Raw genomic sequence first — 17,724 nt, 5'->3', positions numbered from 1 at the left:
ACAGGAGCGCAACAACGGACTGCCTGCTGAGGTAGTCGTCTTGCTTGGACCGGTTTTGCGTAAGTCGTTTCCTTGTTGTTCATGTCATCGATGGCGGTCTTGCAGCGACAAGGGTTGGTGAAACATCGTGCTCTACCAGGCTGAGCTACAACAGCTTTGCAACTGCTGGCAGGATTCGAACCTGCGACCACGAGATTAAAAGTCTGTAGTTCCACCGGCATTCGCTGCAGGACAGCCAAACCGAAAATTCAATGGGACTCACGCTTGCGCAGGTCCTGTTCAAAAAAGGCGGCGCGACCAGAGAAGCAAGACATAGCCATGACCGGTTTCCCGGCTGGGGAGTCGAACCCCGACAACCAGATGTAGTCCTGCTGGCATTCGCGCCAAACTCAAACCATGGTGATGAATGCCTTGCTGCGACAAGGGTTGGGTGAAACATAACCCGCGCTGTACCTTTGGCTACCGCTCGTTGATCTTTCGATCCGACGAGGCGGGCAGGAATCGAACCTGCAATCCGGGCACCCATGTAGTTCCACCGGCATTCGCAGCCAGTCATTCAAACCGTTCAACTTCATCCAGGACATCTGCTGCGAGCGACAAGGGGTTGGTGAGACGGGACAGTTTGGATATGTAGTCCCACCAGCATTCGCCAACAACAGATGATCACTTCACTCCGAGCTGCTAACACGAACCTTGATACGTCGTTGCTCAGCCTTGTCGTACTTTTGTACTGCCTGCGGCTAAGCGCATCGTCTCAAACTCAAACCTTCGGTTTGCAGGGCCGTGCTATCAGCTCTCACTGGGACTCGAGAGCGATCTTCTCGATCTCGCCCACCCAGTGCTCGGGGCCAAGCCTGCCTTCGGCAAAACTTGCCACCACATCGAACACCGCATCGCTGAAGCCGCCGACATTCAGAATGTCGTCACGCTCCATGGCCTGCGTCGTGCCATAGGGCTGGATGTCTATGCAGACCAGCCGGGCGTCGGGGTTGCGCTGCTTGATGCGCTCCCACTGCAACATGGTTTCGGTGGCACCGCGGCGCACACCATCGACCCAGGACTCGTTGTCCGAGACCATGATCACCATATCCACCCTTGCCTTTTCATCGGCCAGCTGCTTCAGTGGTGCACTGCAGTTGGTACCGCCGCCGCCGATCTTTGCTAGCTTGCTCGCATTGGTTATCACCGAGTCGCGGCCGTTGAGTTCCAGCTTCACCACCTTCTGCTCGAAGGGCAGTACACGGGCCGTCCTGTTCTTGCGCAGCACGGCGGCGGCCATCAGGCCGGCCACATCGATGCAGCGCACCGCCGTGGTGGCTCCGGTGCGATAACCCGTCACAGGGCTGTGCATGGAGCCCGACACATCGGGGCAGACCACTACCGCTCCTGCAAAGCAGGGCACATTGGCAATGGCATGCTCCATGGCATTCTGCAGCGCATCGCGCACCTGGGCCGGTACCTGCTCACCGGCAGCCTGGTAGGCCGACAGCAGTTGGTAGGGCATGGCACGGGCCTTGGCCACGGCGTCGGCATCTCCCAGCTTGTGGGCGACCAGTGCCGCCATTCCCTTGATCTCGAACACGCCATGGCGTGCAAAGGTGTTGAGGTTCTGGCGCACCATCTGCCATGAGCCGCTGCGGGCGATCTGCGCCCATTGCTGGGCTTTCAGCTCGAGTGCGGTCAGCATCTGAAACGGCACATCAGGCAGCTCGGCACTCACCAGACCCTGGGCCGCATCGCGCTTGAAGCGCTCGAAGGCCTGGGTGATGGGAGGCAGAGATGCCTCATCAAAAGGCTTGCCGATCAACCAGGCAAACCATGCGGAACGCCAGGCCTCCTGAGGCTTGGGGTGCACCATCTTCACCACATCGGCGAGCGATGGCTGCTTGCCCACGCAAGCGCTGAGCAGTTGCTTCTCGCTCGCATTGAGCAGCCAGTTCTGCACCAGCTTCTTGGGTGCCGAGCCCAGGGACTTGCGACCCATGGCGCCGCTGCGCACGATCTGCACAAAGTTGCGCAGCATCTTGCCGTTGTCGATCACGCGGCCAAACACCTGGTTCAGCAGCGCGGTATCCCATACAGCCAGCGCGGCAGCCAGGGTGGCTGGCATGTCCTTCATATAGCCGCGTTGGCGGGCATAGACGGCCGTCTGGGCGGTAAAGCGCGTGTCCACCTCCAGCACCAGATTGCCCAGCTGCTCCAGCTGATCCTGACCGCTGGCATAGAAAGTCTGGCTCAGGCAGCCGGTCACGGCCATCTGGGCCAGCTGGTGGCGGGGGCTGAAGGCATAGGCTGCGGCGCCTTCCTGATTGAGCGTGTTGGCGGCTGCAGTCAGGGCGCCGCGGCTGGTTTGAAACAATTGCGTGTTGACCATTCTTCTTCTCCTGTTTGCATTCAACTTGCAGATGCTTTGGTTATTGCAAGCGGTGTGCCAACTTCTCGAAGCGGGAGTGATTAATTTATAAGTAATTGAATTGATTGGATAAATTTCATTCCAATTGCTTGGGGTAACAGAAGTGGTGGAAGAGGAATTGAAAGATTATTAGAATTAAAGATAGATATTTATCTGGAAAGATATGTCCAAAAAAAACGTGGTGATTGGCTTCATGGGCACGCAGCTCGATTCGGGGCAAGGGGCAGGGCGCTGGAGCAAGTGGCGGCCTACGGTGTCTCTGATGCAGCATGAAGACCAGGTGATAGACCGGCTGGAGCTGCTGTACTCCAGCCGCTACGACAAGCTGGCGCAGACCCTGGTGCAGGACATTGCCAATGTCTCGCCCGAAACCCGGGTCAATCTAGTGGACTCCGATGTCCAGGACCCTTGGGACTTTGGCGAGATGTATGCCGCGCTTTACGATTGGGCGCGCAATTACCGCTTTGATACCGAGCGCGAGAATTACTGGGTACACATCACCACGGGCACCCATGTGGCGCAGATTTGCATGTTTCTGATGGTGGAGTCGCGCCAGATACCGGGTGTGCTGCTGCAGACCTCGCCACCGCGCAAGCAGCAGATGGGCTCGCCGGGCAACATGATCCTGATCGATCTGGACCTCACACGCTACGAAGCCCTGGCCCAGCGCTTCCATCTGGCCCAGACCGAGGCGCTGGACTTCCTCAAGAACGGCATTGCCACGCGCAACCCGCAGTTCAACCAGTTGATTGAAGAGATAGAGCGCGTGGCGATTCGCTCGCGTGCACCGATTCTTTTCACCGGGCCCACGGGTGCGGGCAAGTCGCATCTGGCGCGGCGCATCTTCGAGCTCAAGAAATCGCGCCACCAGGTGGCCGGCGATTTTGTCGAGGTCAACTGCGCCACCTTGCGTGGTGACGGCGCGGCCTCCACCTTGTTCGGCCACAGAAAGGGAGCGTTCACCGGGGCGGCGGCAGACCGTGCTGGCCTGCTGCGCACGGCGCATGAAGGCGTGCTGTTTCTCGACGAGATCGGCGAGCTCGGTCTGGACGAGCAGGCCATGCTGCTCAAGGCCGTGGAGGAAAAGCGCTTTTTCCCCATGGGCAGCGACAAGGAGGTCAGCAGCGACTTTCAGCTCATAGCCGGCACTCACCGTGACCTGCGCGTCGATGTGGCCGAGGGGCGCTTTCGCGAAGACTTGTTTGCGCGTATCAATCTCTGGTCCTATACCTTGCCGGGCCTGGCACAGCGCCCCGAAGATCTGGAGCCCAATATCGACCACCTGCTGCTGCGCGCCGTGGCCGAGACCGGCAGCTCCGTGCGCTTCAACGCCGAGGCCAGGACGTTGTATCTGCAGTTCGCCAAGTCTGCCCAGGCTCCCTGGAGCGGCAACTTCCGCGACCTTGCGGCCAGCATCACACGGCTGGCCACGCTGGCCGACAGCGGTCGCATCACGACCAGGCAGGTGGAGGCCGAGATCAAGCGCCTGGACTGGCTGTGGCAGCATTCGCAAAGCCATGTCCTGCCCAAGGCTGAGGTGGATCTGGGCGACTATCTGTCCGAAGACGCCATTGCCCAGATCGATCTGTTTGACCGCTTGCAACTGCAGTCCGTCATCGCCGTCTGCCGCGCATCGACCACGCTGTCCGATGCGGGTCGCAAACTGTTTGACCAGTCGCGCCAGCAAAAAGCCGTGGTCAACGATGCAGACCGGCTGCGCAAATTTCTGCATAAATTTGGTTTGAATTGGGAGCAGCTCAAACAAACATATTGATAGCTGCTTGCGCTTTATCCATAAGGGATTAAGGCCAAAAAGGCTTGAAGTTGATGGGGCTGAGCCGCAAGCTGTGTCGGTTCGCAGGCATACTTCGGGCCCATGGCTCATACCTTCTTCTGGCACGACTACGAAACCTTTGGCGCCCAGCCGCGCTATGACCGTCCCGCGCAGTTTGCGGGCATACGCACGGATGACCAGCTCAACGAAATCGGCGAGCCCGTGATGTGGTATTGCCAGCCGGCCAATGACTATCTGCCCGACCCGCAATCCTGTCTGATCACGGGCATCACGCCCCAGCGTGCACTGCAGGAAGGCGTTGCCGAGCATGAATTTGCAGCGCTGATCGAGGCCGAGCTGGCCCAGGCCGGCACTGTGGGCGTGGGCTACAACACGATCCGCTTTGACGACGAGATCACGCGCTTCATGTTCTGGCGCAATCTCATTGACCCTTATGCGCGCGAGTGGCAGAACGGCTGCGGCCGCTGGGATTTGCTCGACGTGGTGCGCATGGTCTATGCGTTGCGCCCCGACGGCATTCAGTGGCCGACAAAGGAAGACGGCACGCCCAGCTTCAAGCTCGAGGATCTGGCCCGCGCCAATGGCCTGCTGCACGAGCAAGCCCACGATGCGCTGAGTGATGTGCGCGCCACGATTGCCCTGGCGCGGCTGATCCGCGAAAAGCAGCCGCGCCTCTTTGACTTTGCCTTTGGTCTGCATAAAAAGGACGGCGCTCTGCGCGAGATGGGTCTGCCCGCCACGCAGGAGCACGCGCGCCCCTTTCTGCATGTGACCGGCATGATCAGCCCCGCACGCGGCTGTCTGGGCGTGATGTGGCCGCTGGCCACACATCCCACCAACAAGAACGAAGTCATCTGCTGGGATCTGGCGTCCGACCCGGCCGAGCTCTCGGGCATCAGCATCGAAGATCTGCGTCTGCGTTTGTTCACGCGCCAGGCCGAGCTGCCCGAGGGCGTGAGCCGTCTGCCCATCAAGAGCATCCACGTCAATAAGTCGCCCATGGTGGTGGGAAGCCTCAAGACGCTGAGCCCCGCGATGGCTGAAAAATGGGGTGTGGACATGGAGCTGGCGATGCGGCATGCGGCGATTGCCCGCGACCTGCCCGACATGAGCGCGCAATGGAAGGCCGTCTTCACGCGCGAGGCGGGTGAGCCGCTGGACGCGGACCAGGATCTGTATGGCGGCTTTGTGGGCAATGAAGACCGCCGCCGTCTGGAGCGCATCAAGCGCCTCTCGCCGCAGGAGCTGGCGCTGGACAAGACCGGCTTTGATGACGCACGTCTGACCGAGCTGGTCTGGCGCTACCGTGCGCGCAACTTCCCTATGACGCTGAATGCCGCCGAGCAGCAGCGCTGGGAACAGCACCGCGCGGCCTGCCTGATCGAAGGCCAGGGCGGCGCACGTACGGCCGAGCAGATGTTTGCCATGATCGACAGCCTGTCCGAAACCGCCGACGAGCGCGCCGAGGAGATTCTGGGCGAGCTCTATAACTATGCCGACGCCATGGTGCCCGAGGCCTGATCGACCCATTTCTGCTGCTCATCGCCATCCCAAAAGGCTGCTTCCGCCGAATACCGTAAGCAGCCTTTTAGCTTTGGCTCTAGCTTGGTGACGATGCGCTCGCAGGCCCTTACAGCTAGGGGTAGGGAGGTCTCGCTTGGGTGCTCGTCGCTGCATTGATTTTTAACCGGCTGAAGCTCCAGTGAGCGGCCAATCCATTGTTGCAGCCACTGCGATCAGGAAGCTGGTCACTTGTGGTCGCTTGTTCGGATCTACCAGTCATGTTGCCCACGCTGGCTTGCGCATCATTCAAACTGCCCAAGTGACGCCTCAATGCACCAGAGATCGGGCTCACGTACCAGGCAACCACATGCGAGCCCTGAGGTTTTCGAACACCTGGCGTGTGATCGGGTTGACAACATGACTGCGTATATAGAGTCTGTAGACCAGATCGGGAAGGGGAGGCAAACCGTCGCCATTGCTCAATACACGCAGACCGGGGTCCAGCTGCTCAACGCCGCGCGCAGTGATCCCCAGGTCGGCGCGCAGGGCTGCACGTATGCCCACCAGGCTGGTACAAGTATGGCGCGGTGTCCAGCTAATGTCCGCGGCGTCCAGCGCATCGCAGGCCAGGCGGCGAAAAATGCTGGGCCCGCTCGCCAGCACCAGGGGCAGAGGCTTGCTTGGGTCATGCACATAGTTCGCACCACACAGCCAGACCGTGGGGCTGGAGCGCAGTGCAAAGCTTTCGAATGTGGTGTCATCGCGGTTGGAGATGACCATGTCCAGCTCACCCTGCTTGAGCGACTCCATCAGAAACGGGCTGCGTTCCATATGGATGTCGATCAGCATGCCGGGAAATTTCAGTGCGATCTCTTTCAGCACCGGTGGCAGCAGAGTGTCGGCAACATCATGCGGCGCGCCTATGCGCACCAATCCTTCCAGATGCTGATTTCGAAGGCTGCTGAGCGCTTCATCGTGAATCGCCAACATGCGCTGGGCATAACCGAGCAGGCGCTGGCCATGCTCGGTCAAGCGCTTTTGCCGGCCTTGTTTTTCAAACAGCGTGTGGCCCACTTTGTCTTCCAGCCGTTGCATCTGCTGGGTGATGGCCGATTGCGTGCAGCCCAGTTGCACGGCGGCAGCGGCAAAGCTCTGCTGGCGGGCAATGGTCGCCAGCGTTCGTAGTTGGTCTAGATCCAGTGTGTCCATATATAAGTTTTTCTTAAGTATATGGTTGAACTATTGGGATTGTTCGCATTAAAGTCGCTCGCTACATTGGTTGTCATTCAACCAAGGGGAATGCTTTGACCACGATGACAGAACAACGTAATAGCGCTGTACAGACAGCAATTTCGGCAATGAAGTGCGCAATTGGTAGTGACCCTGAAACGCGCCAGAGTCTGGAAAAAGTTCTGGCTCAGCTAATAGGTCTGGCCGAGCAAAGCCAGCTGTGGGGAGCCGAGGACTTTCCGCCACCTGAGGGCGATGAGCATCAGGCGCGCTACATGATTGCCGAGGATGCGGATCAGAGCTATGCGCTGTATCTGAACGTCATGCGCCCCGGCAAGCGCATCGTGCCGCACAACCACACGACCTGGGCCTGCATTGCGGCTGTGCAAGGCACGGAGCACAACCGGGTTTACGAGCGAACCGACGATGGCTCGGTGCCAGGCAAGGGCACGCTCAGGGAGGTCGACCTGGTCATCGTCCAGCCCGGAACGGGGATTGCGTTGATGGCGGAAGACATCCACTCTGTGGAAATCCAAGGTGAGCAGGTGATCCGTCATCTGCACATGTATGGCCGCGCACTGGAGACACTGAATGGCCGAACCGGCTACGACCTGCAGGCCGGGACATGCCAAACCATGTCGATTGGCGTGCAGACAAGGCGCTGATGCGCTGCTGATCAGCCAAGCCTGATTCCTTTTTGCTTTGTAGTGCACTTTGATGTGCGCGGGCGCAGCTTTGCCTGAAATTTGCCAAATCACCTGTTATGACTCAATTTGTCACCGCTTCCCAACTCAAGTACTGGCTACATGATGGCCAGGAAATCGCCGTGCTGGATGTGCGAGAACATGGCCAGTATGGCGAGTCGCATTTGTTCTACGGCACCCCGCTGCCCTATAGCCGCCTTGAAATCGATGTGCCGCGACTGGTGCCGCGCAAGCCGGTGCGTGTGGTGGTGTATGACAGCGGCGAGGCCGATACGGAAAACGTGGCTTTGCGGGCGGCGCAGCGCCTGCAGGCTTTGGGCTATACCGATGTCCATGTGTTGGAAGGCGGTACCAAGGCATGGAAGGCTGCAGGCTATGTGCTGTTTGCGGGAGTGAACCTGCCTTCCAAAACCTTTGGAGAGCTGGTGGAGCATGCTTATGGCACGCCACGCATCACGGCCCAGCAGCTGGCGGCCAAGCAGGCTTCGGGCGAACCGCTGGTGGTACTGGATGGTCGGCCGGTGTCCGAGTTCCACAAGATGAACATACCTGGCGCCGTATGCTGCCCCAATGGCGAGCTGGCCTATCGCATCCGCTCGCTGGTTCCTGATGACAGCACACCTGTCGTCATCAACTGTGCCGGGCGCACGCGCTCCATCCTGGGTGCGCAGACGCTGATCAACCTGGGAATCTCCAACCCCGTATACGCTCTGGAGAACGGTACGCAAGGCTGGTTTCTGAACGACCTATCACTGGAGCATGGCGGCAGAAGCCGTTATGCCGACGACTCGGGCAGCGGCGCATTGCAATCTCAGGCGCAGCAGCTGGCACAGCGTTTTGACGTGCCTTGGGTCACTGCCCAGACGGTCAGCCAATGGGCTGCGGACAACGAACGCAGCCTGTTTCTTTGCGATGTGCGTACACCTGAGGAATTCGCCGCCGGCAGCCTGCCTGGCGCCCAGCACACACCGGGTGGTCAACTGGTGCAGGCAGGCGACCAATTCATCGGCGTGCGCGGTGCACGGCTGGTGCTTTTTGATAGCGACGGCGTGCGCGCTGCCGTGATCGCCAGCTGGCTGCGCCAGATGGGACAGGACGCCTGCGTGCTCATCGATGGCGTGCACAGCGGCCTGGAGTTGGCCAGCTCTTCAGAAACTGTCAGGCCGCAACTGCTCCTGATGACGGTTGCCGAGCTGCAAGCCCGTATTGAACGCGATGAGGTGCTGTTGGTCGACCTGCGGGCCAGCATGAAATACCGGGCTGCCCATATTCCTGGGGCAGTCTGGTCGATTCGATCGCGACTGGCCCAGAACTTGCGTGATGAGAAACGCAGCATCGTGCTGGTGGCTGATGAGCCGGCTTTGGCGCAATGGGCATCGCTGGAGTTGCCGGAGTCGGTAAGCCTGCTGCAAGAGGGCATGGCTGCGTGGCAGCAAGCCGGCTTGCCGGTGGTGGCCAGTGCCGATACCCCAGCGAATCACGATTGCATTGATTACCTGTTCTTCGTGCATGACCGCCACGACGGCAACAAGGAGGCCGCTCGTCAGTACCTGGCTTGGGAAACCGGGCTGGTGCAGCAACTCGATGCACAAGAGCTCGCAGCATTTCAGCTGCCTAGCTCTGAATCCCTCCATTCCTGCGCCGCCTGACCGCGCAATTCGCTTCGCACTTTCCGGGAGAAAACCATGCTTGCTATTCGTTCTCTGGCTACCGTTTTCATGGGCGTCGTGCTTGCTGCGCAGGGGCATGCGCAAACCTTGCCGCAGCGCAATGGCTTTCCCAGCCAGCCCATTCGCTTTGTCTCGCCTTTCCCTCCGGGGGGCGGCAACGATGCAACCACGCGCTGGGTTACTACACGCTTGCCAGAGTTCACTGGGCAGCCGGCCGTCGTCGAAAACAAGGGCGGGGCGGGCGGCAACATTGGCGCCAAGGCGGTGACCGAGGCCAGGGCCGACGGATACACCTTGTTGACGGGGCAGGTCTCGCTGATGGCGGTCAACCCCTCTCTGTACAGCGCACCAGGCTTTGATCCACTCAAAAACTTCATTCCTGTCACACAGGTCAATGCGGCACCGCTTGCCATCGTGGTCGCAGCCGGATCGAAACTCAAAAATTTTGCCGATCTGGCGGTCCAGTCCAAGGCTGAGCCCGGCAAGGTCACTTATGCCACGCCCGGCAACGGTACCTTGTCGCATTTGGTCGGTGTGGTGCTGGCCAAGGAAAGCGGCGTGACCATGACCCATGTGCCTTACAAGGGCGCCGGCCCGGCCATCAATGATTTGCTGGGTCATCAGGTGGATGTGTTGATCACCTCGACCTCATCGGTTGCCGGCATGATTCAAGGCGGTCAGGTGCGCGCACTGGCCGTCACCAGTCCGCGTCGGGTTGGTGTTTTCGGCAAGGTGCCCACGCTGGAGGAGCTGGGTTATAAAAACTCCACGTTTGAAGACTGGTACGGCTTTTTTGCCCCGGCCGGGACTCCGCCCGAGCGTGTTGCCTATCTGAACGAAGCCATTGTCAAGACGCTGCGCAAGCCCGAAGTCAGCAAGCTGGTCACCGATGGCGGCAGTGAAGTGGTGGCGAGCACCCCCGAGGCCTTTGCTGCCCAGCTCAATAGCGACACCAAGCGCTGGAGCCATGTGGTCAAACTGTCCGGCGCAAAGTTGGACTGATCCGGATTTCAGGACATCATCATGACGAGCAAAGATCAGCAGGCGTCGACTCCTGGTTTGGGAACGCGCCTGACTCACATGGGCATGTCTCCCGCTTATGTGGGTGGCAGGGCTGTCAATCCAGCCATTGTGCGAGCCAGCACCGTAGTGTTTGAAAGCACTGCCCAGCAACGAGAGATGCGTGCTCGGCGTGGTCAGGAGCGCATTTTCAGTTACGGCGCGCGCGGCACGCCGACCAGCTTTGCTTTGGAAGATGCGGTCAGCGAGCTGGAGGGCGCCTATCGCACGCGGCTCTTGCCCACCGGGCTGGCAGCCGTAAGCATGGCTTTGCTCAGCTATCTGAAGCCGGGCGACCACGTGCTCATCACCGACAGTGCTTATCAGCCGGTGCGGCATCTGACGCAGCAGTTTCTGCAACCCTACGGTATTGAATACAGCTTCTTTGCGGCAGACGGCAGCGATGCCGCCGCCAAAATGCGCCCCAATACCCGCATGCTGTATGCCGAATGTCCGGGTTCGCTCGTCTATGAAATGTGCGATCTGCCGGCACTGGCTGCCATGGCCCACGCGCAGGGGGCTCTGGTCGCAGTCGACAATACCTGGGGCTCAGGCGTGCAGTACCGGCCTCTGACGCTGGGGGCCGATATCTCCATTATGGCTGCCACCAAATATCTGTCAGGGCATTCGGATGTCATGATGGGTACGGTCGCCACTACCCAAGCTGTCTGGGAGCCACTGGCTGAGCGCTGCGATGCTTTTGGCATGACGGTCAGTCCCGACGATGCGTGGCTGGTGCTGCGAGGCTTGCGCACCTTATCCGCGCGGCTACGCATGCATGGGGAGCATGCCCTGGCCGTGACGCGCTGGCTTGAGCAGCACCCACTTGTGCAGACAGTCTTTTGTCCTGCACTTCCTGGTCATGAGGGACATGATCTATGGCGAAGGGATTGCGCAGGTACAAATGGTCTAATTTCCTTTGAGCTGAAGCCATGCATCACCGCTGAAGTCGTGGATAGTTTCATCGACAATCTGCAACTGTTTGGGCTGGGTGCGTCATGGGGAGGCTATGAAAGCCTGGTAGTTGCAGCACAAATGACGCAGGCTCGCAGCGTCACTGACTGGAGTCGGCGTGGCTCGGTCGTGAGACTGCACATCGGTTTGGAAGACCCGCAGGATTTGATCGCGGATCTAGCACAAGCGTTTGAGAGGTCAGGAATCAATGAGTTGATCAGGAATTCTCAAGCGTTTGTTTGAGCCTCGAAGGTGTCTGGGCGGCTCAAGGGGTCTGCATGCTGCATGAAGGGCAGGGCGAACGGTGGGATAGCGCTGTCACCGAATAGCAGTTTTTCTGTGTTTGCCAAGAAGCCGCAAGGAGCGCCTCTTTCTAGCTAGGCGCGGTCATTTAGATGCAGAGCCTCAGACAGACCGCCTGAAGCGACTTCCAGAATCAGTCGATAGATGTGGGGTCGCATCGCTGCAAAATCGCATGGTCTTGAACTTCTTGATGCACCAGGCAGCCAGTCTTGCCGCCGACCCCATTAATAAAAATCAGCTGATGCAATGAATCAGCTGGTTTTTATTAATGGGGGGAGCTATAGGTCAGTCGCAGCCGCTATGACGTCCGGTCTGCTTTATGTGTGGCTGGGCGCGATGACGCTGGCACACTGCGGCGGTGCCAGCCGGTTCCGGTTGGATCAGCGCTTGGGCAGTATGTCCAGTTCCGCCATGCTGGGCAGGAAGCTGCCGTTCCATACGGCGTTGGCCGGCACCGGGTTCTTGGTGGCATAGGCTTTGGCGACCTGCTCGGCCATCCTGGCCAGACGCTCGGTGCGCAACTGGCCGAAGCCTTCTTCGCGTGCGCCCTTGCTGTCGATGGCGGTCTCAATCGTCAGCTTCAGGCGTTTGACCTCCTGCGGTACGTTGACCAGTCCGTCCTTGGCTTTCATGGATGCAATGGCGGCTTCGGGATTGGCAATGCCTTCCCTGGCGCCCCGCGCAAAGGCCTTGAGGAAGGCGCGCACGGCTTCCGGTTTTTCGGCAATCAGCCTGGGGCTGGCGATGATCACATTGCCGTAGAGCTGAACGCCATGCGTGGCGTAGGGCAGGACCACCACATCCTCGCGCTTGATGCCGCGGGCCTCCAGATTGAGCAGGCTGGTGAAGGTATAGCCGGTGACGGCATCCAGATCGCCGCGCGCCAGCATGGTTTCGCGCAGTTGCGGCTCCATGGTGCTCCATTGCACCTCGCCCACGCCATTGGCCTGGGCGAAGATGGGGAAGGTGCGGCGGCCTGCGTCAAAGATGGGGGCTCCCATTTTCTTGCCCGTCAGGTCGGCGGCCTTGGTGATGCCCGACTTCTTGAGTGCCATCACCGAGGCCGGTGTGGTGTTGTAGATCACCATGATCGCCACGGGCTTGATGGGCGCATCGGGGTTGTTGGCGTGGAATTCCATCAGCGCGGCGAGGTCGGCAAAGCCCAGGTCATGGGTGCCGGAGGCCACGCGCTGGATGGCACCCGCGCCGCTGGCGGCCTCCACATTCACATCCAGACCGGCCTGTTTGAAATAGCCTTTTTGCTCGGGGTGAACAAACAGGGCTGCTGGTCCTTCGAAGCGCCAGTCCAGCTGGAACTTGAGCGGCGTGTCCGCCGCCTGGGCAGCGCTCCAGCTCAGGGCTGCAGCAGCCGTGGCGGCCTGAAGAAAGGTTCGTTTGCGCATATGACTCCTTGGTTTATCGATGGCTAAGGGACTGCTGCTTGTGCGCAAGATCGATGCCAATGTGTATACAAAGCGTGAACTGCTGAAGAGGGCACTGCGACGGTGCGTGCCGGACCTGCGTGTCCGGCTCTGGTGCATGGGGCGCCTGCGATGGTGCGTGGCCGTGCGCAGATCGAGCGCGGGTCGGCTGGCAGGCATCCGGCATGAATATTGCAATCCTGTGCAGCTTCAGGGCTGCTGCTGATTGCGCAGCCCGCTATCGAATCCATACCAGATCCGCCGCCAGGGCGAGAGCTGCCGCAAAGGCCGGGAGAGACTGCAATGACCGAAATTGATTTTGCGCAACTGGACACCTATGCCCGCTACAAGCTGATGGCCAGCCTGATCGTGCCGCGCCCGATTGCACTCGTGACTACGCTGGGTGGCGATGGCACGGTGAACGCGGCGCCTTTCAGCATGTTCAACATGATGGGCGAGGACCCGCCGGTGGTCATGCTCAGCGTCAACAAGCGCCAGGATATGGTGCAGAAGGACACCGCCACCAACATCCTGCGCACGGGCGAATTCGTGGTGCACATCACCGACGAGGCCATGGCCGCCGCCATGCACCGTTGCGGTGACAGTCTGCCGCCCGAGCACAGCGAGTTGCTGCACACAGGACTGACGGCGACTCCGTCGCAGAGTGTGCAGCCGCCGCGCATTGCCCAGGCGCCGGTGGCCTTTGAATGCGTGTTGCACGAGACGCTGGAGACCGAGAGCCGCTATGTCTTTATCGGCCGCGTTCAATGGCTGGCCGTGCGTGAAGGGCTGGTGGACACCGAAAAATGGCGGGTGCGTCTGCAGGAGTTCTTCCCCGTGGGGCGTTTCGGGGCCAGCTTCTACGTCAACTGCCGCGACCGCTTTGCCGTCGAGGCCCATGAGGGCAGGGCGCTCGCGCTGAGCGCCACGGCCAGCACGGTCATCGACGAGATGTAGATCGGTTCAGGTGATCTGCTGCAGATTGCTGCGGGCCTGGGCCTCCAGCAGTTGCCGAAAGTGCGGCGTGGCATAAATGAAGGCCTGGTCCAGAAAGCCGCGCAGCACCTGCTTGCGCTTGAAGCCATAGACCAGACGCGGCACCCAGGCGTATTCGGCAGCGACCTGGCGGTCGTATTCGGCAAAACGAGCGGGGTCGGCTCCCAGAATCGCCAGATCGATATCGACCAGCAGCCGGGCATCGGCATCGGCTGGCGTGGTCTTGTGGCAGGTCGCCATGATCAGCTCATGCACCTGCCGCCAGCAGGCCTCGGGCGCGCCCGAGGCCTGCAGTGCCTGTGCCGCCCAGTCGGCGCTGCGCAACTCGTTGTTGCCGGCCTTGATGTCGTAGACGGCATCGTGAAACCAGAGTGCCACTGCCACTTCGCCGGGCCGCTGGGCCTGTGCCCAGACGCAGTCGAGTTGGCTCAGGCATTCGGCCAGATGCTGCTGGGTGTGATAGTGGCGCTGAGGTTCGGCCCAGGCCGCGAGCAGGCGTTGCAGCAGATCTGTGGGCGGCGTCAGCCCCAGGGCTTGCCACGTGCGCTGCCAAGATGATTGAAACAGGGCTGCTGTGGAGTCCATGGCTCTGGCCTTTTTAGCGGATTTGATGCAAAACGGCTTGTGATGCTTGTCAGTTCTGGGTTTTATCCAAAAAACTGATAGCAAACCACGATGGCGGCGACCACGCCGGCCAACTCTGCCACCAGGGCGCAGGGCACGGCGTGGCGCGCGCGCTGAATCCCCACGGCACCAAAGTACACGGCCAGCACATAGAACGTGGTTTCGGTGCTGCCCTGAATCGTGGCTGCAGCCAGAGCCGCAAAACTGTCCACGCCCTGCGCCTGCATGGTCTCGATCAGCATGGCGCGGGCCGCGCTGCCAGAAAAAGGCTTGACCAGTGCCGTCGGCAGGGCGTCGACAAAGCGGGCATCCACGCCAAGGGCATCTACTGCCCAGCGGATGGCTGACAGCGCATATTCAAGGGCACCCGAAGCGCGAAACACGCCCACGGCGCAAAGCATGGCGACCAGATAGGGCAACAGGCCTTTGGCGACATCAAAGCCCTCTTTGGCACCTTCGATAAAGCTGTCGTACACGGCGACCTTGCGCAGTGCGCCCAGACCCACGAACAGCACGATCAGCATAAACAGCGTGAGGTTGCCCATCAGCGATGACAGCTGGGCCAGTGCCGCCGCGCTGAGCGTGGTGAGAAACGCCATAAAAGCGCCCAGCGCCAGCGCCACGGGCAACAGATAGGCCAGCACCACAGGGCTGAAGATGGGCAGTCGCTGCACCAGAGCCACGCTGAACAGGCCCACCAGTGTAGAGGCGGAAGTGGCCAGCAGAATCGGCAGGAAGACCAGCGTCGGATCGGCCGCACCCTGCTGCATGCGGTACATGAAGATGGTGACCGGCAGCAGCGTCAGCGACGAGGCATTGAGCACGAGAAACAGAATCTGCGCATTGGTCGCGGTGTCGGGCTGCGGGTTCAGCTCCTGCAAAGCACGCATGGCCTTGAGACCCATGGGCGTGGCCGCGTTGTCCAGCCCCAGCCCGTTGGCGGCAAAGTTCAATGTGATCAGGCCCAGTGCTGGGTGACCACGCGGCACCTCGGGCATGAGCTTGGCAAACAGCGGGCCCAGCATTTTTGCCAGCCATTCGACCACGCCTGCCTTTTCTGCAATGCGCAGAAAGCCCAGCCACAGCGTGAGCGTGCCAAACAGCAGCACCATCACTTCGACCGACAGCCTGGCCATGGCGAACAGGGCCTGAACCATGGATGAGAACACCTGGGCTTGACCGCCCAGCAGCCATTGCGCGAGCGCAGCCACTGCTGCCACGAGAAAAAAGCCGAGCCACAAGGCATTGAGCATATGAGCGCCTGTTTTGTACTGCTGCCGATTGTGGCGCGAAACCAGGGGCGCGATGGCACACTGTGGCTCCTTGGTTGCCCGGGTGAGCATGGCGGGCCCTCAGATGTTTTGAATCAGACAGGGGCATTGGTCGGATGACAGCAAAGCAAGTTCTCTGGGCGCAGCCCTATGGCAAGGGGCTGGCCCTGTTGATGTGCCTGTTCGGTTATCTTGGCCTGATGAGCGGATGGATGTTGCTGGACGCCGATTTTTCCGACGGCTGGCGTACTGCCGCCAGGATTCAGTGGGCGCTGGTGCTGCAGGCCATGCTGGCGCTGAACTCGGCCATGTGCTTCACGCTGGTGTGGCTGCTGTGGACGCGAAATCGTGCGGCTTTGCTTCTGGGCGCTCTTTACGTGGTGCTCGGCGTGGTCAGCCAGGCTGGCATGTTCTGGTATGTAGGCAGGCTTGGCAGGCAGGTCAATATGCTGTCTCCGGGCCTGTGGCTGGGAGAGGCCGTTTTCTGGCTCTGCATAGTGGGCTATCTCTACCGGCTCAAAAGCCGCGGTGTGCTGCGCTGATCCGAGCTCAAGGTGTTGCCAGCACGCGCATCAATTGCCCATTGGATGAATCGGTGAGCAGGTACAGCAGACCGTCCGGACCCTGGCGCACATCGCGTACGCGCTGGCCCAGGCGCGGCAGCAGCACTTCGGTGGCGGTGACCCTGCCATCGGCAATCTGCAGGCGTTGCAGCTGCATGGCCTTGAGTGCACCCGTGATGAAGGAGCCTTTCCAGGCCACGCCATAGCGTTCGCTGCTCAGATAGGCGAGCCCCGAGGTGGCGATGGACGGTACCCAGTAATGCCGGGGTTGCTCCATGCCGGCCTTTTCGGTGATGCCGGCACCAATCTTGCCGCCACCATAGTTTTCGCCATAGGTAATGACGGGCCAGCCGTAATTCTTGCCCGGCTCGATGCGGTTGAGTTCATCGCCGCCCTGCGGGCCATGCTCTGTCATCCAGAGCTCGTCTCCTGGCCCCAGTGCGGCACCCTGGCTGTTGCGATGGCCATAGCTCCAGATCTCGTTCAGTGCATCGGACCTGCCCGCAAAGGGGTTGTCGCGAGGCACGCTGCCATCCTTGTTGACACGCACGATCTTGCCCAGATGGGTCTGCAGATTCTGGGCCTCCTGCATGGCCTTGTAGCGCTCTCCAAGCGTCAGAAACAGCGAGCCGTCGGGTTTGCCGTTCACCTTGCGTTCCACGATGCGGCAGCCGAAGTGCAGGGCCGAATCGATCTTGGGACGCTGGCTGAACAGAATCTGCACGTTTTCCAGAGAGCCGGCGTCGGCCGAGAGTCGGGCTTTGGCCAGGGCCGTGCTGTTCTTGCCCCGGTCCGCTCCCTGCCCCGGTTCCGAGAAGCAGAAATAGAGCTGGCGGTTGCTGGCAAAGTCGCTGTCCAGCACCACATCCAGCAGGCCGCCTTGCCCGGCGACGGCGATGGTGGGAAGACCTTTGAGAGGGGTGTTGAGCCTGCCTCCGGCCTCCACAATGCGCATGCGGCCGGGGCGCTCCGTGACCAGATAGCGTCCGTCCGGCAAAAAGGCCAGTGCCCAAGGATGCTCCAGCCCCGTTGCCACGGTTTGCGTGCCCAGCTCGGTGGCCGCCTGGGCCAGCGAACCGAACAGAGCCAGCGCGCCGCAGGCGAGGGCGTGAATGGGGATGCGATGCATTTTTTCTCCTGGATGGGCGGTCAGCCGCTTGCTGTTTGCCTGTATTTATGACCCGGACTTGATGCAGTTTGCCGACAAAAGATTGCGCG

General features: G+C 60.6%; 14 protein-coding genes. 8 read left to right on the top strand and 6 right to left on the bottom strand.

Features of this window, described 5'->3' with window-relative positions; genetic code table 11:
* Positions 1–796 precede the first annotated feature (796 nt).
* Complete coding sequence (locus AC1RTQ_RS12095) at positions 797–2,374, bottom strand: vWA domain-containing protein (protein WP_492876006.1); 1,578 nt, start codon at positions 2,372–2,374, stop codon at positions 797–799.
* Positions 2,375–2,576: 202 nt separating this feature from the next.
* On the opposite strand from AC1RTQ_RS12095, the gene rtcR reads away from it, so the two are divergent.
* The gene (rtcR, locus tag AC1RTQ_RS12090; protein WP_492876004.1) at positions 2,577–4,187 is read left to right on the top strand and encodes an RNA repair transcriptional activator RtcR; all 1,611 of its coding nucleotides are present in this window, start codon (positions 2,577–2,579) and stop codon (positions 4,185–4,187) included.
* Between the two features lie 102 nt (positions 4,188–4,289).
* Positions 4,290–5,729, top strand: a complete 1,440-nt coding sequence (sbcB, locus tag AC1RTQ_RS12085; RefSeq protein ID WP_492876002.1) for an exodeoxyribonuclease I — start codon at positions 4,290–4,292, stop codon at positions 5,727–5,729.
* A gap of 330 nt (positions 5,730–6,059) precedes the next feature.
* Here the strand turns inward: sbcB and AC1RTQ_RS12080 are convergent, their stop codons facing one another.
* Positions 6,060–6,920, bottom strand: coding sequence for a LysR substrate-binding domain-containing protein (locus AC1RTQ_RS12080; RefSeq protein ID WP_492876000.1), 861 nt, complete (start codon positions 6,918–6,920; stop codon positions 6,060–6,062).
* Between the two features lie 95 nt (positions 6,921–7,015).
* Between AC1RTQ_RS12080 and AC1RTQ_RS12075 the strand changes: the two genes are divergently transcribed.
* The 4 genes from AC1RTQ_RS12075 (at position 7,016) to metC (ending at position 11,571) form a co-directional block, all read left to right on the top strand.
* The gene (locus tag AC1RTQ_RS12075) at positions 7,016–7,606 is read left to right on the top strand and encodes a cysteine dioxygenase family protein (RefSeq protein WP_409817606.1); all 591 of its coding nucleotides are present in this window, start codon (positions 7,016–7,018) and stop codon (positions 7,604–7,606) included.
* 98 nt (positions 7,607–7,704) lie between these two features.
* Positions 7,705–9,294: a rhodanese-like domain-containing protein gene (locus AC1RTQ_RS12070; RefSeq protein ID WP_492875997.1), complete on the top strand. Its 1,590-nt coding sequence runs from the start codon at positions 7,705–7,707 to the stop codon at positions 9,292–9,294.
* A 36-nt stretch (positions 9,295–9,330) separates the two neighbouring features.
* Positions 9,331–10,317, top strand: coding sequence for a Bug family tripartite tricarboxylate transporter substrate binding protein (locus AC1RTQ_RS12065; protein WP_492875995.1), 987 nt, complete (start codon positions 9,331–9,333; stop codon positions 10,315–10,317).
* Positions 10,318–10,338: 21 nt separating this feature from the next.
* Positions 10,339–11,571 carry a cystathionine beta-lyase gene (gene metC / locus AC1RTQ_RS12060; RefSeq protein ID WP_492875993.1) on the top strand — a complete coding sequence of 411 codons (1,233 nt, stop codon included), beginning with the start codon at positions 10,339–10,341 and terminating at the stop codon, positions 11,569–11,571.
* 440 nt (positions 11,572–12,011) lie between these two features.
* Here the strand turns inward: metC and AC1RTQ_RS12055 are convergent, their stop codons facing one another.
* Entirely contained in the window at positions 12,012–13,034 is a 1,023-nt protein-coding gene (locus AC1RTQ_RS12055; protein WP_492875991.1) for an ABC transporter substrate-binding protein, read from the bottom strand.
* Between the two features lie 321 nt (positions 13,035–13,355).
* Here AC1RTQ_RS12055 and AC1RTQ_RS12050 point away from each other — a divergent pair, with 321 nt between their 5' ends.
* Positions 13,356–14,009, top strand: coding sequence for a flavin reductase family protein (locus tag AC1RTQ_RS12050; RefSeq protein ID WP_492875989.1), 654 nt, complete (start codon positions 13,356–13,358; stop codon positions 14,007–14,009).
* A 6-nt stretch (positions 14,010–14,015) separates the two neighbouring features.
* On the opposite strand, the gene AC1RTQ_RS12045 is transcribed toward AC1RTQ_RS12050, so the two are convergent.
* Both AC1RTQ_RS12045 and AC1RTQ_RS12040 read right to left on the bottom strand, forming a co-directional pair.
* Entirely contained in the window at positions 14,016–14,633 is a 618-nt protein-coding gene (locus tag AC1RTQ_RS12045; protein WP_492875987.1) for an HD domain-containing protein, read from the bottom strand.
* Between the two features lie 62 nt (positions 14,634–14,695).
* A complete protein-coding gene (locus AC1RTQ_RS12040; protein WP_492875985.1) occupies positions 14,696–15,925 on the bottom strand; it encodes a nucleoside recognition domain-containing protein in 1,230 nt (409 codons plus the stop codon).
* Positions 15,926–16,059: 134 nt separating this feature from the next.
* Here AC1RTQ_RS12040 and AC1RTQ_RS12035 point away from each other — a divergent pair, with 134 nt between their 5' ends.
* Positions 16,060–16,485 carry a virulence factor MviN gene (locus AC1RTQ_RS12035; protein ID WP_492875983.1) on the top strand — a complete coding sequence of 142 codons (426 nt, stop codon included), beginning with the start codon at positions 16,060–16,062 and terminating at the stop codon, positions 16,483–16,485.
* Positions 16,486–16,492: 7 nt separating this feature from the next.
* Here the strand turns inward: AC1RTQ_RS12035 and AC1RTQ_RS12030 are convergent, their stop codons facing one another.
* Entirely contained in the window at positions 16,493–17,635 is a 1,143-nt protein-coding gene (locus AC1RTQ_RS12030; protein WP_492875981.1) for a PQQ-dependent sugar dehydrogenase, read from the bottom strand.
* Between the last annotated feature and the right edge of the window lie 89 nt (positions 17,636–17,724).

This window comes from Comamonas sp. GW821-FHT11H03 (genome assembly GCF_058807955.1).
Note: the sequence above shows the minus strand (reverse complement) of the source record. Positions and strands in the feature narration are given on the sequence as shown.

Coding starts and splice junctions, on each gene's coding strand:
- AC1RTQ_RS12095 (WP_492876006.1), bottom strand. CDS start 2,374: ATGGTCAACACGCAATTGTTTCAAACCAGCCGCGGCGCCCTGACTGCA.
- rtcR (WP_492876004.1), top strand. CDS start 2,577: ATGTCCAAAAAAAACGTGGTGATTGGCTTCATGGGCACGCAGCTCGAT.
- sbcB (WP_492876002.1), top strand. CDS start 4,290: ATGGCTCATACCTTCTTCTGGCACGACTACGAAACCTTTGGCGCCCAG.
- AC1RTQ_RS12080 (WP_492876000.1), bottom strand. CDS start 6,920: ATGGACACACTGGATCTAGACCAACTACGAACGCTGGCGACCATTGCC.
- AC1RTQ_RS12070 (WP_492875997.1), top strand. CDS start 7,705: ATGACTCAATTTGTCACCGCTTCCCAACTCAAGTACTGGCTACATGAT.
- AC1RTQ_RS12065 (WP_492875995.1), top strand. CDS start 9,331: ATGCTTGCTATTCGTTCTCTGGCTACCGTTTTCATGGGCGTCGTGCTT.
- metC (WP_492875993.1), top strand. CDS start 10,339: ATGACGAGCAAAGATCAGCAGGCGTCGACTCCTGGTTTGGGAACGCGC.
- AC1RTQ_RS12055 (WP_492875991.1), bottom strand. CDS start 13,034: ATGCGCAAACGAACCTTTCTTCAGGCCGCCACGGCTGCTGCAGCCCTG.
- AC1RTQ_RS12050 (WP_492875989.1), top strand. CDS start 13,356: ATGACCGAAATTGATTTTGCGCAACTGGACACCTATGCCCGCTACAAG.
- AC1RTQ_RS12045 (WP_492875987.1), bottom strand. CDS start 14,633: ATGGACTCCACAGCAGCCCTGTTTCAATCATCTTGGCAGCGCACGTGG.
- AC1RTQ_RS12040 (WP_492875985.1), bottom strand. CDS start 15,925: ATGCTCAATGCCTTGTGGCTCGGCTTTTTTCTCGTGGCAGCAGTGGCT.
- AC1RTQ_RS12035 (WP_492875983.1), top strand. CDS start 16,060: ATGACAGCAAAGCAAGTTCTCTGGGCGCAGCCCTATGGCAAGGGGCTG.
- AC1RTQ_RS12030 (WP_492875981.1), bottom strand. CDS start 17,635: ATGCATCGCATCCCCATTCACGCCCTCGCCTGCGGCGCGCTGGCTCTG.